We start from the raw sequence: 16,875 nt of genomic DNA, 5'->3' as shown, positions 1-16,875 counted from the left end.
AAATCAAAATTAAACTTCTATCTTCTTCATCACCCCCCAATTTTTCCCCACGGATACCTCCACTTTCAAAGGCACTTTAAGCTTATACACAGCTTCCATAATCTTCTTGAATTTCCGCGCCCATAATTTAGCCTTTGCGGTTTTAATTTCAAACAACAAGTCATCATGAACCTGGAGCAAAAGGCGGCATTCTTGAGCATCCTTTTGTATTATCTTGCGCACCGCAATCATCGCCATTTTAATGATATCCGCGGTCATTCCTTGGGAGGGCATATTAATCGCCATCCGCTCGGCGGCTCGCACAATCTGCGCTTGGGAAGAATTGATTTCAGGGAGAAGACGCTTACGGCCCAAAAGCGTTCGCACATAACCGTGTTTTTTCGCAAATTTGATCACTTTCTGCACATATTCTTCCAAAGAAGGATAGCTTTCCAAATAACTTTCAATAAACTCCTCCGCCTGCTCGCGGCTAATCTTTAAACTTTGCGCCAAGCCGTAGGCGCTCATCCCATAGATTAAGCCGAAGTTGATCGCTTTGGCAGCGCGGCGCATCCGCGGCGTCACGTCTTCAATGTTAACATTGTGGATTTTTGCCGCGGTGGCGGCGTGAATGTCTTGATCATCCTGAAAAGCGGCAATAAGCTGCAAGTCGCCGGATAAATGGGCGACGACGCGCAAATCAATCTGGGAATAATCCAATGCCACGAGGCTATATCCCTCTTCCGGCACAAAGGCTTTGCGAATGCTGTTCCCGAGTTTCGTCCGAATAGGAATATTCTGCAAATTCGGATCAGAAGAAGAAAGCCTGCCCGTAGCCGTAATGGTCTGATTAAAACTCGTGTGCACTCTCCGGGTTTTAGGGTTGATTAAACGAGGCAACGCCGCCACATAAGTAGATTTTAATTTATAGAGTTCCCGATATTGGGAGATTAAATCAATAATCGGATGCTTGGCGCGCAATTTCCCCAATTCTTCCGCCGCAGTAGAATAACCAGTTTTGGTTCTTTTAATCCCTAGGGTTGATAAACCTAATTTATGGAATAAAATTTGTTCCAGTTCGCGCGTGGAATTGATATTAAATTCTTGCCCGGCTTGGTTGTAAATCCGCTTTTCAAAAAGGCGGATCTTCACATTAATTTCCCAATCCAAATCCTTAAGATAATGCTGGTCCACGCGGATCCCGTTCATTTCCATTTCCGCCAAAATTTTTACCAAAGGCATTTCTACGCCGCAAAACAGTTTTTCCAATCCTTCTCCCCGCAACTTCTTCTTTAAAATCGGCATCAGCCTTAAAGTCATATCCGCATCCTCGCAAGCGTATTCCGCTATTTCAGGAAGGCTTACTAAATTCATTGTAATTTGTTGCTTGCCCTTGCCAATCAATGTCTCGGTCTTAATCTTCTCGTGTCCTAATAAATTAAAAGAAAGGGCGTCTAAAGAATGCGCGCGCGAGCCGGGAGACAAAAGATAAGAGGCGAGCATCGTGTCAAAGGGGATGCCCCGCATCTTAACGCCAGCGCGCGCTAAAACAATATAGTCATATTTTAAATTATGACCAATTTTAGGCAAATTTTTATCTATTAAAACGGGTTTTAAAACCTCCAAAGCGCTTTTGCCGTCATATAACACTTCCTGATCCAGGTAGCGCGCGGGAATATAAAAAGCTTGCCCCGCTTGAGAACAAATACTAACGCCCACTAACTCTGCCAACATTGGCTTCTCGCTCGTGGTCTCGGTATCAATACAAAAACCATTTTTTGAGTTTTGAAGCTGAACAACTAAATTGTTCAGCTCGGCATAGCTCTTGATAACCCTGTAATCGCAACTTTTCTTTTTATCCTTTATTTGGAGACCACGCGCGGATTCTGAAAGTCGCTCACTTTGGGGCACCTTAGAAATTAAACTCTGAAACTCTAATTCGCGGAAAAGATTCAAAACCTTTTGCCGGTCAAAATCAACAAGAACGCACTTCTGTAAATCTAATTTTAAAGGCACATCCTGGATAATAGTACCCAGTTTTTTGCTTAAGAAAGAATCTTTTTTGTATTTCCTTAAATTCTCCAAAAGCTTGCCCTTTAATTCTAAACCCTTGTATTTTAATTTCTCTTCTTCGGGATGTTGATCTAAAAAGGCATAAAGATTTTCTATAGAGTGAAAGGCTTTTAAAATTTGGATGGCGCTTTTCTCGCCTACTTTGTAAACTCCAGGGATATTGTCTGAAGCGTCCCCGGCTAAACCCTTGAAATCGGGCAATTGTTCTGGGCTAAGACTATAGCGTTCCCGCACCATTTTCTCATCATAAAGCACTGTATCTTTAACGCCTTTGCGTAAAGTAAAAATCTGTGTGTGATCAGTGACAAGCTGCAAGGTGTCCAAATCCCCAGTCACGATAATGGTTTGAATATCTTTGTTTTTTTGCCCAATCCGCCGCGCCAGAGTGCCAACTAAATCATCAGCTTCAAAACCTTTCTTGGTAAAAATAGGGATATTAAAAGCGCGCAATAGCTCTTTCACCCGCGGAATCTGGGCATAAAGCTCATCCGCGCCCTTCACTCTATGCGCCTTATACAAATCCGAGGCTTTATGGCGAAAGGTAGGCGCAGCCAAATCAAAACAAGCGGCGATATAATCTGGTTTTAATTTTGCCAAAACATTTAAAAAAACCAAAGTAAAGCCATAAACCGCGTTCACAATCTCGCCCGACTTCGTCGTCATTGTTGCGGGGAGAGCGTGAAAACCACGATGCACGAGCGCATTGGCATCAATGAGAACAAATTTTTTCTTTCTTTTTTGAGAAGACATAAATTCACTTAACAATAAAACTCTTAATTTCAATAAACTTTAACTAACTTCTGGATGCTCTTAATTCATAATTCGTGATTCCTACTTCGTAATTCTAATTCCTATCATACCATTTTAGCTAAAATTTGAGAAATAAAAAAGGAGCTCTTTCATTTAGCTCCTTACTGCTATATATCCAACAAAAGTTTCAATAATCCACGCCGTTTCATACGGCGCGCTCCCTGAATAACTAGGTGCCGGAAACTTCGCCGCCTCACGCACTTCTTTTGGCGCATTATATGGCGCGCCGGAATAACCAACGACCTCAAATACAGGAAGTCCCCCCTTGGCGTCGTCAACATAAAGCACATTTTTCGGATCCACGCCGTTTTTATCGCATAGATCCAGGATATTATTTTCTTTGGAGCCTCCAAGGGGCCAGATGTCCACCGCGGAATTTGTGCGGGTGCAGTTTACTGTTTCAGTCAAACTTAGATCTCGGACAAATTCCTTAGCTAATTCTAACAATTCATCCAATGACATGTCTGGAGACGGGTTATAAGTTAAACAAACCTCTTTTTTTTCTTGTTTTCCGCCCCGTTTTTTTATTGCCGAAGCAAGGGTTATATCCAAAGTCTCTCGTGCTTCCAAATACTCTTTTGTTACGCACTTTGAGTATCCGCACGGCCAATCAGGCAGATGTTGCGCCATTATAAGTCCGCCTTCAAATCCAGACCAAAGCCCCGGATGATATTTGATAAGCCCCAAGGCTTCGGCAACTGCCAAGCTGTATTGCGCGCCGCGCCCGGTGAGTAGACAAACACCAAAATTATCTGGAACCTTGGCTATGGTTTTGGCTAGTCCCTCCATCCCACTAAGATCCCAAGGCACGCCAGGTCCACCGGTCCGACTGTTGCAACACCCGTCAAAATCCAACACGGACAAATACTCTATTTTCCCCATCTTTCCTTCCTCCAATTCTGAAAACAAAAATAACTGAATTAATCAAAAGAGCCTCCCAATAAGGCTCTTTTATCTTAACATAAATCAATTCTTATGTCAAATAAAACTCTTCACTCATTACGCGTTATTCGTTATTATAATTCCCCTCTTCCTCTCCCCTAAAACCTCAAATCTTATTCCAATTCTCCCTTGCGGCAAATATTTTTGAATCTTCTCCGCCCATTCTACTAAAACAATATTATTATCCCCCAAAATTTCTTCCCACCCCAAAGCCAAAATCTCTTCTGGTTCGCGCAAACGATAGCAATCAAAATGGTAAAAATATTTTAAACCTTTCTTTTTTAATAAATACCTTTTCATCAAGACAAAACTCGGGCTTGTGATTTTTTCCCTGATACCTAATCCAGCCGCGAAGCCTTGGGCAAATGTAGTTTTTCCGCTACCCAAATCTCCATAAAGGCAAATCAGAACGCTACTCATCAAACTTTGCGCGAGAATCTCGCCAAGCTTTTTTGTCTTTTCAGGTGAGTCAGTCAGGAATGCTTGCTTTAAACTCATAGGCTAAAAATAATTGCTAAAAAACCAACCACGAATAAATAATACGCGAATATATTGAGCTTATGCTGATTTAAATAGGACATCAAAAACCGAATACTTAAATAGCCAACAATACAAGCAGTCAAAAAACCAATAGCCAACATTGATAATTTAATTCCCACCAACATATTATAATTTTTTACCAAATCATAAACAGTCGCTCCCAAAATCGCGGGAACGGCCAAAAGGAACGAGACTTCGGCCGCTTCGCGGCGGGCGAGCTTGCGGCTCATCCCAGCCGCGATTGTCGTTCCAGAACGCGATACGCCAGGAAGCAACGCAATACTTTGGATCAAACCGATAACAAAATAATCTTTCAATGATAATACTTCTTTCGCGTGCGCTTCCTGTTTCTTGCTTCTCCACCATTCAATGGTAATAAATCCTATACCCACCAAAATCATCAAAATCCCCACGGCAAAAGCGGAACGAAAATATTGAGCAATTATTTTTTCACTAAAATAACCTACGACTACAGCAGGGATAGTGCCGATTATAATTCCAAAAGTAAGCTTCCGAGAAGTTGCTTCCCATTTGAAAAATCCGACTATCAGCTTTTGCCAAGTTTCCCGAAAATAAAAAAGGATCGCCACCAATGTTCCAAAATGAAGAATTATATCAAAACTCAAGCCGCTGTCCGCCCAACCGAAAAATCGGAGCGCTAAAATTAAATGCCCCGAGCTGGAAACCGGAATAAATTCCGTAGCACCCTGGACAGCGCCTAAAATAATCACTTGCCAAAGATTCATTGTTTTATTATTTAATTACTTCTCTGTGCCTCTATGTAGCGCGAAGCTTCATTGTTTATCTTACCTAAAAATTAAGAAGATGACAAAATTCTAATTATAATTTTACATTTTGCATTTTAATTTATTTTACCCTATTTGACACCTTTAATAAGATGCGATAAATTAAAGTGATAAACATTTTCAAAAAAATCAAAAGCACCATGGAAATCACCTCCCAAGAACAAATCAAAAAAATCATTGAGCCAAGCAAAGAAATCTTATTAATTGCCGAAGCTCAAAATAGCATTGATTCGCTGTCTAGCCTCCTCGCCTTCCATCTCTTCCTGAATAAAATAGGTAAAAAAAACGACCCGATAGCGCAAGTGGAAAAAATGAAAGACCTAGATTTTTTGCCTGCTTTCTCCGACCTTAAATCTAATTTAAAAGGCGCCAAGGATTTTATTATTTCTCTGGATATCAGCCGAACAAAGGTAGAGCAGTTTAAATATAGCATTAAGGATAATAAACTGAATATCTATATTACGCCCAGCAATGGTTACTTTGAACCCCGCGACATAGAAACAAAAAAAGGGAAGTCAAAATACGATTTAATTATTACTCTTAATACTTCTACCTTAGAAAAATTAGGCAGCCTTTATGAAGAAAACGCGGAAATCTTCTATGAGTCCCCTCTTGTTAATATTGACTGCCACCCGAATAATGAAAATTTCGGCGAAATCAATCTCGCAGAGCCCGCTGTCTCCTCTACCTCGGAAATTCTATTTTCCCTCTTCCAAATTTTTGATCCTAAAAATATTACCCCGGAAATCGCTACCTGCCTATTAGCGGGTATTATCGGCATAACAGAGAGCTTCCAAGCCCAAAACACCACGCCAGCGGCTTTTACCACCGCCGCCAAATTAGTGGAGATGGGAGCGAACAGGGAAATAATTATTCATCATTTTTATAAAACGCGTCCCTTATCTCACCTCCGCCTTTGGGGAAGAACCTTGGCGCGTCTTAAAACCGCGGCGGAACAAAGAGTAATCTGGTCGCTCCTTTCTCCCGTGGATTTTGAAAAATCAAAAAGTGAAGCTTCCCATCTGGATCAAATTTTATCTGATCTTAAAAATAATACCGCGAAGTCAGAAATCGTCTTCCTCCTCGCGGAAGATAAGCCAAACTCCTTCCATCTAAAAATCAAAAAGGTGAATAAAAATATTGATTTGAAAAATCTTGAGAGGATATTTAAAGAACAAGGTTTCCAAGTAAAAGAAAATCCCGATGATTTGATTTCTTTCACGAAAAGTGAAGGTATTCTGGCCAACATGGAACAAGATATTCTGAATGTAATTAAAGGAATCTTGCCCGCTTAAAATATACAGACCTTCCACATAACGACTAGAGGCGTGGAAAAAGGAAGGTCTTTTTGTTTTCCATAAAAAGAGTATAATAAAAGCGTAAAATAAATTAGTGTTTCTATATTTATATTTTGCATTTTGAATTTTTGCTTTAAACTTTTCGCTTTACATTTTACCTTTCTACATTATGCCTAAAGATATTCAAAATCAACAATCCCAAGATGTTACCGAACTTTTCAGCACCGTGGAAGAAAAAAGCATTAGCTTTGAAGAAAAAAGGATTAAAGCCCTGGCGTTAAAAAATAAAATACCCTACATTAATCTGCAAAAGCTGGCGATTGAATCTGAAGCTTTAACTTTGATTTCCAAAGCTGAAAGCGTAAAAGGCCAAATCATCTGTTTCTATAAAAGTAAGGATGTTTTAAGATTGGGCATTACTGACCCTCACAACCAAGCCGCTTTAAGTATTATTGACACATTGAAAAAACAATATCAATGCATTATTTACCTTGTTTCGGAAGCCAGTTTTGAACACGCCATTTCCCTTTATCCGCTCATGGTTGGTGAAATCAAAATTCCGCTTTCGGAAGAAGAAAAAATTAGAATCACCTCGGATTTAATCGCGGGAGCCTCCTCGGAACTGGAATCCTGGCAAGCCTTAGGGCCGGCTCTCATCAATAAAAATACTGAAGAAATTATTAGTCTCCTTATTGCGCGGGGCATTGGGGCAAGAGCGAGCGACATCCATCTAGAGCCTAAAGAGAATGAAGTGGTTCTGCGCCTCCGTATTGATGGAATTATGCGCGACATTATTGCTTTCTCCCCTCAAATTTACCCCCGTCTTCTTTCGCGAATAAAATTAATCGGGGGGCTGAAATTAAATGTCAGAAAAATGCCTCAAGATGGCCGATTCACTGTTTACCACAATCATGCGGAAATTGACATTCGGATTTCTACCCTGCCCACTAATTACGGGGAGGCAATTACCCTGCGCCTGCTTGGTCTTGATCGTGATTACCTGCTCAAGATTGAAAACTTAGGCATCAGCGAGGAAGAATTAGAGATAGTAAAAACCGACCTTAGTAAAACTAGCGGGATGATTTTGCTCACCGGCGCCACAGGCTCCGGAAAAACCACTACCCTTTACGCTTTTTTAAGCCACAGAAAGACATCCGAAATTAAAATTATGACCTTAGAAGATCCTATTGAATATCGTCTTGAGGGGATTTCCCAAATCCAGATTAATGAAAGAGAAGGCCTCACTTTCGCTCGGGCGCTGCGCGGCGTGTTGAGACAAGATCCTGATGTGATTATGGTCGGGGAAATCAGAGATCCGGAAACTGCGGAGATCACCATTCGTGCCGCCACCACCGGACATACAGTCCTCTCTACCCTCCATGCCGGTTCTACCCCCGAGATTATTACGCAGCTCACCAATATGGGCACAGACCCTCAAAACCTCTCCAACGTCTTAAATCTTTTAATCAACCAAAAATTGGTACGCCTTCTTTGCAAAGAGTGCCGCAAGCCTTACGATGTCTCTCCGGAACTTTATGAAAAAATTAAAAAAGTCGCCCAAAATAAAATACCCCTGCCAGAAAAATTAACTCTCTTTAAGTCCAAAGGGTGTCCACTTTGCGAAAATATTGGCTATAAAGGACAGGTCGGCATCTTTGAAATTATGCATATTTCCAGAACAATTCGCAAATTAATCGCCAGTCGCGGCGCGCCCGAAGAAATTTACAGCGAGGCTATTCAAGGAGGAATGTTTACCTTGATCCAAGACGGTTTGCGCAAGGTGATACGGGGCGATACCACCCTGGAAGAATTAAAAAGAGTAAGTTAAATGATATTCATCGCCTTTATTTTAAGGAGCGATGTTCTCAAAAAAGCGAAGCTTTTTGGGATTCACTATTACCCCTCATTATCCGAAATAAATATTAGCTAGAGTTTAAGGTTAGGATCTGCCTGAAGACTATGCCAGTCATCATAGTCTTCTTTTAATACCCGCGGATAAGCCGCCCCTGCAATCATAGCGGCGTTATCAGTAGGGAAATCAGTAATAAGTAACTTGTAATCATTAACTGACAAGGATTTTTTGAAAAAATTTTGAAGAGCTTGATTCGCGGCCACGCCGCCTGCCAATATTATCGTGGAGACCTTAAATTTTCGCGCCGCCCGCAAAGTTTTAATCACTAAAACTTCAAAGGCAGCCTCCTGAAAAGAGGCGCAAATATCTTGAACAACTTTTTTGTCCATTTTCTTAATTCGACGCGCTTGGTAAAGCACGGCGGTTTTTAAGCCTGAAAAACTGAAGTTAAAATTACCCTGATTTAAAATTGGCCGCGGAAAAGAAAAGGCCTGTCTCCCGCCGCCTCGCGCCAGCTTTTCAATAATCGGTCCGCCCGGATAACCCAAGCCCAATAATTTAGCCACTTTATCAAAGGCCTCCCCGCAAGAGTCATCAATGGTTTCGCCAATCACCTCATAATTTCCCCACTCTTTAATTAAAACTAGCATTGTATGTCCTCCCGAAACCGTAAGGCACATCGCCGGAAGTTTTATACTTTTGAGCTTTGAACTTTGAGCTTTGAGCTTTACTGAATAGATATGCCCCTCAATATGGTTTACGCCCAGTATTGGTTTTTCCCATGCATAAGCCAAGGTTTTAGCAGTATCCACGCCGATCATTAAAGAAGTAATCAAACCTGGCCCCGTGGTGACGGCGATCGCATCCAAATCTTTTCCCTCTACTTTAGCCTCTTCTAAAGCCTTTTGAATTACTGGAATGATATTTTCCATATGAGCGCGAGAGGCGATTTCCGGCACCACCCCGCCATAAGGCGTATGGAGTTTAATTTGTGAGGAAACAACGTTAGACAAAATTCTGCATCCATCTTGAAACACCGCCGCGGCTGTTTCATCGCAAGAAGTCTCAATACCCAAGATCAACATAATTTTTAATTCTTAATTTTTAACTAATTTTTATTTGCTTAATTTTTATTGCCATCATAAGCAAGACAATAATACAATAATTCAATAAAAATTAGCTAAAAATCAAAAAATCAAAATTAAAAATTACTTATCTACACGCTATCTTAATTATTGAAAAATTTCAATCTCTATGCTAAAGTCACTTTGTATATTTACCTAAATTTTAAATTTGGATTTTTAAATTTTGCACTTGCTATGCCGCCATCGTCTAGTGGTTAGGACACAAGGTTTTCATCCTTGAAACCGGGGTTCGATTCCCCGTGGCGGTACTAATAAACAATCTAAAAATAAAAAATCAGTTATAGAAAATAGCCTTTTCAATATCTAAAAGGAATCGAACCAAGCAAGGGGGTCGGGGAAACAATAGTTTCCCCGCTGTGGAAGTATTGAAACCATACCCGCCAATACATGGCATGGCGGGCGGGCGCAAGGTTTTAAGGGACTTTAGCGACGTGAAGTTCCCTGTGGGGCTGCTCAAAAAATCAATATAAAGGTATTACTATTGTTCCGTTGGTAAGTAATTATGCAAGAGAAGGTTATCTTTACAAAGAGGAAGTGGAAGTAATATATCGCAATATTATTTCCAAATTGGGTAAAGCGGCATGAATCAGAAAAATATTGTTATGGCAAAAATTCGTTTTTTTATTAGGAGCAACTGGAAAATTTTAGGGCTAATCGTTTTATTAGCCAGCTGTTTTAGTTTGGTTTATTTCTTTCATGATCAGATTCCGGTTGTTGATGACGCTAAGTTAAGCCGTGCTCTCCCTATTGCCGGACTAAAGACCATGCCTCTTCCCAATACTACTTTTTTAAAATCATATCGCCTCTTAGTATCTACGAGAATTAATGGCGCTTGGCCGACTAAGGACGGCGGTTATATTGTTTCCGGCACGACAAATCCCAATGTCATGTTTATCCCGCCGGATGGTTTTGTGGCCAAACTTGATAAACAAGGCAATATTCAGTGGGTGAAATTTTTGAAAACTAAAAACTCTCCCGGCGCCGGAAGTCTTTTGAATCCTCGAGGTGATGAAGATGTCCAATCGATTATTGAACTGAAAAACGGCGGATATTTAATGGCTTCTAAGGTCTGGGGGTTTATTACAGTCAAAGAATTTGATGCTGGAATAGAAGTGAATAAAATATTGCTTACTAAATTAGACAAGAACGGCAATATGATTTGGAACAAATCTTTCAATGCATTCGTTGAAGACGCGAAAAATTCTTTATTGGAAACCAATGATAATGGTCTTTTATTTTACGCGAATATCACCGACCTGGCGCCCAACAAAAGAGGAGAGGACAGCGAGGTTTATTATGACCAACCTTACTCATCGCTTAAAATTTTTCAATTTGATCAGAACGGCAACATTCAATGGTCAAAAAATATAAAGAATTTTATTTCTCGCAAAAATGATTCTTATTTAATCCAGGCCCCCGACGGCGGTTACGCCTTGGCGGGCAATTTCGCCGAAACAAATTCAGAAAAAGACCCTCCCTATAATTATGATACTTATCCGGGATTAGCTAAATTTGATAAAAATTTTAATTTTGAATGGGCGAAAAGCCTTGAAGGCATACCTTATGAAATGGCCGCGGCTGTTCCGAATCCGGACGGAGGCTTTGAAATCGGCTCTCAAAAGTTGCGCCAGGGAGCCAGTAATATCCGCGGTCTAATTAAGACGCAAGACAACGGCTATCTGGTCCTGGGAAATTTATCCGCGGCACTATCTTTGATGACAGACAGCATGGATCTGAAATCAGGACTGCCCCATTCTTATTTAATAGGATTTAAATTTGATTCAGAAGGCAATCTGGAGCGTGTCAAAAAAATTACTTTGGGTTTTAATATATTTGGCGTGCCGATGCTGAATTTTTCCGTTTCTTCGACAGCTGACCGTAAATTGATGTTTGTTGGCCCCATTACTTGGGCTGATGATGATTATCAAGCAAAAGTTCAAAATGTTAATGTCCAGCGCAAATGGTATAGTGAAAAATATGGAGAAGCTGAAATACTAAAAGACGATAGCAAAAAAACCGCACAATCGCGGCAAGATTGGAAAAAAGTTCAGGCGGCTATTAAAGCCGTTCAGGATGCTTTTCGTGAAGGCATTTTTATGATGAAAACCGATCAAGAATTAAATATCAGTTGGGCAAAAGTGGTCAATACGCATCGTGGAACCGCCAACTATGTCTTGAAGGCGACTGCGGATAGCGGGGCTATCATCGCCGGGGAATACGAAACTAATGTAGTTCAATCGGCTTCATATGGCAGTATAACCTATTATAAAGACGGTTTTCTGATAAAATTAGACGCGAGCGGCAATGTTAAAAATAATGCTGGCTGGGTTATAAATTATAATGATAAAATCGTCACGGAAATAATGACGCCCTATGCTATTTCTAATGATTTAAGCGCGCGGGTAGTCCCCTATTCAATCAATTTAACAAAACGAGAACCAGAATTTTCTCTTTATAAAAAAGCAAAGACTACCGTTTATGCCCCATTTAACAGCTCTAAAGATACTCTCTATCCGCAGTCGCCTACGGTTTCTGCTTATGACGCCCCGCTTCAAAATTCAACCGACACTTCAACCGCGAAAAGAACTTGGCCGCAAATTAATTACGAAGGGAAGACCCCCGTTGAACCGACTAATGAGAAGAGCCAGACTATCCACGACGAGTTGATGCCGATTTTGAATCAGCTTTACAATGATCAAGTCAAGCTGACGGACAATATGGGCGGAGCAATGCTCAGTTATGTATTTGACCGTATTGTTACCAAAGACGATATGACCGCGGTAAAAGATTATCTTGAAAATCAGGGCTATAAAACGCAGGATGAAGGGACTTATCAATTGACGATGTATAAGCCGGGTTATTTTTTAATTTTGACTTTTTCTATGAACCATACTGACAAAGCGTTTTTGGAAGTGACTTATTAAAATAGTGATTTTGTCCGTGGCTCTAGCTATGTTCGGGTGGTTAATGGCCGAAATCGGTTTCAACTATGGACGCGGACTCCGGTATCATATGCCGGAATCCGGCCTCCCCTGTGGCTACTGGCTATCCGAGTCCGAGCGGCTCAGATTCATAGACGCAATCAGGGACAGACTGATCAAGCGTACTAAGAACCTTTATTCGTAGGATGAGCTACATCGTCCTTACTACCTCTTTGTAAATCTTGATAAGATTTACCACAGGGAGGTAGTTTTTTATTTATGCAGTATTTCGCATTCTTTCCCGTTATAGTTTAAAGAACAAACTTACTGCTCTTTCAAAATCACGCATTGCCTCCTAACTCTCGTTCTGTTATAATGAACGCGAAATCAACCGTTCTCGTTTTTTGATTATGCGACTTTTATTCTACATCTTGATCGCGCTCTCGCCGGGAATTTTTTGGCTTATTTTTTATCGCCGCAAGGATCGTGAAGAGCCGGAACCCTTAAAGCTCGTCTTTAAAATCTTCATCTGGGGTATGTTGATGACCATACCGGCAGCCGCCTTGGAATTTATCGTGGACTACATTATGCCTTACTCGGATAATAATAGCATCGGTCAAATTATCTGGGGGACTTTTCTCGTGATTGCGCCGGTGGAAGAGTATTTAAAATATCTTGTCATCAAAAGAAAGGTTTACCGCCGCCCTGAATTTGACGAACGATTGGACGGGATCATTTATGGCACGGTCGCGGGTCTAGGCTTCGCTTCCCTGGAAAATCTGATGGCCACCTTAGGCAGCGGTCCTTCTATTATTCTCTTCCGCTTTTTTACCGCCACCCTAATGCATGCCTTAACCTCTGGTATTGTCGGATATTACTTAGGTCGCGCCCGCTTTAACCCGAAAGAGGAAAAAAAGCTAATCCTGCGCGGGCTTTTAATTGCCATCATCATCCATGGAGCCTACAATTTTATGATTACGTTGAGACTGAATATGACTATCCCCTTCCTAATCATCTTGCTCCTCGGTATTTTTATCACTTTAAATCAGCTGATCAAAGGCCTGAAAGGGAAAAAAGCCCAACTCAATAGTAAATCCCGCTAGCCCCGTTAGAAATTTATTTCTAACGGAGTCTAACGAGGTAAAGCCTCACCACCAAAATCTTTAGCGTGAGGGTAAATAATTTTAATAATTAAGAAATAGGAGGCAAAATAAAATGGCAAAAAAAACTTTTTTGGAAAAATTGGCGGGAGCAAAAAATGTTCCGCTGGAAAATGCTCCGCAAAGGAATGAGAGCAATATCCCGCCGCGTGAAGAGCCCGCGCAAGACTATGAAGGCCAACTCACCATTGATGTCTATCAGACTCCCAATGAAATTGTGATCAAATCTACTATTGCCGGCGTGAAACCGGAAGATTTAGACGTCACAATCAACAACGACATGCTCACCATCAAAGGCGTGCGCAAAAATGACGCGCGGAATAAACCCGAGGATTATTACTATCAAGAATGTTACTGGGGTCCTTTCTCCCGCTCCGTGATTCTGCCCGTGGATGTGGAAGCAGAAAATATCAAAGCAGAATTAAAAAATGGCATTCTCACCATCGTTCTCCCTAAAGCCTCTAAAGCCAAAACAAAAACAATCACCGTGGAAGCTACATAAAAGGCGCGCCTCTTTCAATGCGCTTTTAATGGCAAAAGAATCGCGCAGTTTGTCTTTTTTTACCACACGCGCATAAAAAATAATCAATAATTTTCACTCTATGATTACAATCCAAAACAAGATTTCTTCTGTTTGTGACCACATTATTCTTTGGGTATTAATTTTGTTGACCTTTTCGGTTCCCCTCTTTTTTCTTCCTTTTACGCCGCAGCTCACCGAATTCTCCAAACAGGTCCTTTTCTTTGTTACTGTTCTGATTGGATATCTCGCTTGGTTTGGCAAGGGAATTTTAAACAAAAAACTTATTATTAAACGGACCCCCCTGGATATTCCCATTCTAGCCTTTTTAATTGTGTATGGACTGGCGACCATTTTTTCGGTGGACCGCGTAACGAGTATTTTAGGCGCTTACGGCCAAGGCGCCACGGGCTTGGTAAGTGTTATCTTTTACGCCCTTCTGTATTTCATCATAGTAAGTAATGTGAACAGCCGCAAAAAAGTATTGCGGCTTTGTATAAGCCTTCTCATCTCTACCACTATTTTAATTGTTTTTGTTTTTCTCCAAATCTTTAATATCTTCATTCTGCCTTTTGAATTTGCGAAAAACATTTCCTTCAACCCCGTAGGCTCCTTCTCGTCGCTTGTAACCTTTCTCGCCTTTGTCTTAAGTATCGCCGCCGCTTTTCTACTCAAGCCCAAAATGAATATCGTCTTTAGAATCTTGATCTTAATCTTGGTTTTAGCTGCGCTTATTCTGCTCAACACGATTAATTTCAAAATAGCCTGGCATATCCTTATCCTAAGTATGTTTATTATCTTGAGTTTCGGCATCGCCAAGGAAAAAGAATATATTAACAAAGGATGGTTAATCGTGCCCGCGGCTATCCTCGTTATTGCTATTTTCGCCACTACATTGGGTATTCCCTCTATTATTAAAGGGAAGATACCTAGTGAGGTTTCTCTAAGCTTTAAACTTTCCTTGGAAACTACTCGCCATACCCTCTGGCATGGTTTCTTTAATTTTCTTTTCGGTTCCGGTCCAGAGACTTTCGGTTATGATTTTTCAAGCTTCCGACCAGCCAGCTTTAACCAAAATATCATCTGGAATGTCCGTTTTGACAAAGCCAATAACACCTATCTGGAACTTTTAGCTACCAGCGGCGCTTTAGGAGCATTAACCTATATTGTGATTCTTCTGATTTTTATTGGATCCTCCAGCCTCCTATTAATCAAATCAAGAAGAGAGTATCTTTTTGGAATAAATAATAAGCCCCAAAAAACAACGTTGCCTCCTCATCAATCCCTCTTAAAATCAAGATTTGCTTTGTTTCACAAATCCGCGACCCTAAACCCTCCCCCGGAAAAAATAATAGATTCTGGCAACACTAATAAACAAAGGACTGAAACAACAACTCCAACACCAATAGAACTCCCAAATATTGAGAGAGAGGCTGCCCTCCCAGCCACGGAAGAACCGCGGAACATTAATATTAACCTTAAAACAGGAAGGAAAATCTTCCCCCCCCCATCATCTAAAGGAGTCGTGGATTTAAAAACTAGAACAATCAAAGAAGACGAAGAGGAAGAGGAGGAGGAAGAGATAGCGCGCCCCGAACCGCATGCTGATTTTATTATCTTAGGTATCGTAGGCGCTTGGGCGGCTCTGTTGCTCGCTAACTTCTTAAATTTCGCCAACACCACGCTGCAAATTTCTTTCTGGCTCTCTATGGGGTTGATTATGGCCCTCATTACTATCTATCGCCCCCAAGAATTTAAAAAAACAAAGCTTTCCTTTAAGACTTCGCCCAAATACGCGCTGTTTCTCTCTTTTATCTTTGTGTTAGCCCTTTGTATGGTTACGGTTTTATTCACTTACCTTGGAAGAATTTATCTGGCGGACGTCTACCATCAACAAGGATTAGAGAAAATTGCCGCGGAAAAATACAGTGAAGCTACCGGCCTCTTTAACCGTGCCGTCACGCTAAACAAATACCGACCGATATACTATTTAGCCCTAGCCCAAAACTACTTGACCCAAGCTAATTTAGAAGCCGCCAAGGGAGAAGCGGCGGACATTAACCAAATTCAAACCCTGGTTGCCAATAGCATCAACGAATCCAAACTCGCTACCGATCTTTCCCCTAGCGATGTCAATCTATGGGAAGCTCGGGGTCAAATCTACGAAAACACAACTCTCTACTCGCGAAACGCCAATGAATGGGTGATTAAGTCTTATGAAAAAGCGCTGGAATTGGAGCCGACGAATCCCACCTTTTTAGCGAAACTCGGACGCGCCTATATGGTTTCCGCTTCCACGGCAGAAGGCGAAGAACAGGAAAATAACTATAATCAGGCTCTGGAAGCTTTCAAAAAGGCGGTGGAATTAAAGCCAGACTACCTTGCCGCCCATTATTATCTTGCCCTGATTTATGAAAACAAAAAACAGTTTGACGAAGCCTTAGAACAAATCGGCGCCGCGTATCAAATTGCTCCCCAAAATCAAGATATCATTTATGAATTAGGCCGCGTTTCCTACAATAAAGCAATGGTCGGAGATCATAATGACTTAAAAAACAACTTGGATTTCCAACGCGCCCTGGATGCCTTCAATCTCGTGGTCAGTCAAAATGCCAACCACGCAAATGCTCTCTATAGTCTAGGCTTAGCTTATGAAAGTCTGGGTGAAATTGGTAAAGCCTTAGAAAATATTCGAAGGGTTCAGGAACTTAATCCGGATAATGAACAGATCAGGCAAAAAGTCCAAGATTTAGAATCCAAACTCTAGAAACTGGATTTCCAAAAATTATAACGAATGAATAACGAACAAAACCCTCTTTATTTGGAAAG

Annotated in this window: 11 protein-coding genes and 1 tRNA gene; 7 read left to right on the top strand and 5 right to left on the bottom strand. The window is 41.1% G+C overall.

Annotation, left to right across the window (positions count from 1 at the left end; genetic code table 11):
• Positions 1-9: 9 nt before the first annotated feature.
• The 4 genes from polA to uppP form a co-directional block, all read right to left on the bottom strand.
• On the bottom strand, positions 10-2,802 hold the full coding sequence (polA, locus tag PHW01_02840) for a DNA polymerase I (GenBank protein MDD5626914.1): 2,793 nt from the start codon (positions 2,800-2,802) through the stop codon (positions 10-12).
• Between the two features lie 153 nt (positions 2,803-2,955).
• Positions 2,956-3,744: an HAD hydrolase family protein gene (locus PHW01_02835; protein MDD5626913.1), complete on the bottom strand. Its 789-nt coding sequence runs from the start codon at positions 3,742-3,744 to the stop codon at positions 2,956-2,958.
• Between the two features lie 117 nt (positions 3,745-3,861).
• Entirely contained in the window at positions 3,862-4,302 is a 441-nt protein-coding gene (gene tsaE, locus PHW01_02830; protein MDD5626912.1) for a tRNA (adenosine(37)-N6)-threonylcarbamoyltransferase complex ATPase subunit type 1 TsaE, read from the bottom strand.
• Positions 4,299-5,090, bottom strand: coding sequence for an undecaprenyl-diphosphatase UppP (gene uppP, locus PHW01_02825; GenBank protein MDD5626911.1), 792 nt, complete (start codon positions 5,088-5,090; stop codon positions 4,299-4,301). Before uppP ends, tsaE begins: the two co-directional genes overlap by 4 nt.
• Positions 5,091-5,290: 200 nt before the next feature.
• Between uppP and PHW01_02820 the strand changes: the two genes are divergently transcribed.
• Positions 5,291-6,445 carry a DHH family phosphoesterase gene (locus PHW01_02820; GenBank protein MDD5626910.1) on the top strand — a complete coding sequence of 385 codons (1,155 nt, stop codon included), beginning with the start codon at positions 5,291-5,293 and terminating at the stop codon, positions 6,443-6,445.
• 172 nt (positions 6,446-6,617) lie between these two features.
• Complete coding sequence (locus PHW01_02815) at positions 6,618-8,276, top strand: ATPase, T2SS/T4P/T4SS family (GenBank protein ID MDD5626909.1); 1,659 nt, start codon at positions 6,618-6,620, stop codon at positions 8,274-8,276.
• Positions 8,277-8,374: 98 nt separating this feature from the next.
• Here the strand turns inward: PHW01_02815 and tsaD are convergent, their stop codons facing one another.
• On the bottom strand, positions 8,375-9,385 hold the full coding sequence (gene tsaD / locus PHW01_02810; GenBank protein ID MDD5626908.1) for a tRNA (adenosine(37)-N6)-threonylcarbamoyltransferase complex transferase subunit TsaD: 1,011 nt from the start codon (positions 9,383-9,385) through the stop codon (positions 8,375-8,377).
• A gap of 236 nt (positions 9,386-9,621) precedes the next feature.
• Here tsaD and PHW01_02805 point away from each other — a divergent pair.
• The 5 genes from PHW01_02805 (at position 9,622) to PHW01_02785 (ending at position 16,813) form a co-directional block, all read left to right on the top strand.
• Positions 9,622-9,693 (top strand) — tRNA-Glu (locus PHW01_02805).
• 354 nt (positions 9,694-10,047) lie between these two features.
• On the top strand, positions 10,048-12,369 hold the full coding sequence (locus PHW01_02800) for a hypothetical protein (protein MDD5626907.1): 2,322 nt from the start codon (positions 10,048-10,050) through the stop codon (positions 12,367-12,369).
• 407 nt (positions 12,370-12,776) lie between these two features.
• The gene (locus PHW01_02795; protein ID MDD5626906.1) at positions 12,777-13,469 is read left to right on the top strand and encodes a PrsW family glutamic-type intramembrane protease; all 693 of its coding nucleotides are present in this window, start codon (positions 12,777-12,779) and stop codon (positions 13,467-13,469) included.
• Positions 13,470-13,581: 112 nt separating this feature from the next.
• A complete protein-coding gene (locus PHW01_02790; protein MDD5626905.1) occupies positions 13,582-14,028 on the top strand; it encodes an Hsp20/alpha crystallin family protein in 447 nt (148 codons plus the stop codon).
• A gap of 100 nt (positions 14,029-14,128) precedes the next feature.
• On the top strand, positions 14,129-16,813 hold the full coding sequence (locus PHW01_02785) for a tetratricopeptide repeat protein (GenBank protein ID MDD5626904.1): 2,685 nt from the start codon (positions 14,129-14,131) through the stop codon (positions 16,811-16,813).
• Positions 16,814-16,875: the final 62 nt, after the last annotated feature.

It is taken from the genome of Patescibacteria group bacterium, from assembly GCA_028717685.1.
Taxonomy (GTDB): domain Bacteria; phylum Patescibacteriota; class JAQUNI01; order JAQUNI01; family JAQUNI01; genus JAQUNI01.
The sequence above is the reverse complement of the archived record's forward strand: the minus strand, read 5'-3'. Positions and strand labels throughout refer to the sequence as shown.

What these genes read in the sequence shown, in the direction of transcription:
- polA (MDD5626914.1), bottom strand. Translation starts at nt 2,802, where the DNA reads ATGTCTTCTCAAAAAAGAAAGAAAAAATTTGTTCTCATTGATGCCAAT.
- PHW01_02835 (MDD5626913.1), bottom strand. Translation starts at nt 3,744, where the DNA reads ATGGGGAAAATAGAGTATTTGTCCGTGTTGGATTTTGACGGGTGTTGC.
- tsaE (MDD5626912.1), bottom strand. Translation starts at nt 4,302, where the DNA reads ATGAGTTTAAAGCAAGCATTCCTGACTGACTCACCTGAAAAGACAAAA.
- uppP (MDD5626911.1), bottom strand. Translation starts at nt 5,090, where the DNA reads ATGAATCTTTGGCAAGTGATTATTTTAGGCGCTGTCCAGGGTGCTACG.
- PHW01_02820 (MDD5626910.1), top strand. Translation starts at nt 5,291, where the DNA reads ATGGAAATCACCTCCCAAGAACAAATCAAAAAAATCATTGAGCCAAGC.
- PHW01_02815 (MDD5626909.1), top strand. Translation starts at nt 6,618, where the DNA reads ATGCCTAAAGATATTCAAAATCAACAATCCCAAGATGTTACCGAACTT.
- tsaD (MDD5626908.1), bottom strand. Translation starts at nt 9,385, where the DNA reads ATGTTGATCTTGGGTATTGAGACTTCTTGCGATGAAACAGCCGCGGCG.
- PHW01_02800 (MDD5626907.1), top strand. Translation starts at nt 10,048, where the DNA reads ATGGCAAAAATTCGTTTTTTTATTAGGAGCAACTGGAAAATTTTAGGG.
- PHW01_02795 (MDD5626906.1), top strand. Translation starts at nt 12,777, where the DNA reads ATGCGACTTTTATTCTACATCTTGATCGCGCTCTCGCCGGGAATTTTT.
- PHW01_02790 (MDD5626905.1), top strand. Translation starts at nt 13,582, where the DNA reads ATGGCAAAAAAAACTTTTTTGGAAAAATTGGCGGGAGCAAAAAATGTT.
- PHW01_02785 (MDD5626904.1), top strand. Translation starts at nt 14,129, where the DNA reads ATGATTACAATCCAAAACAAGATTTCTTCTGTTTGTGACCACATTATT.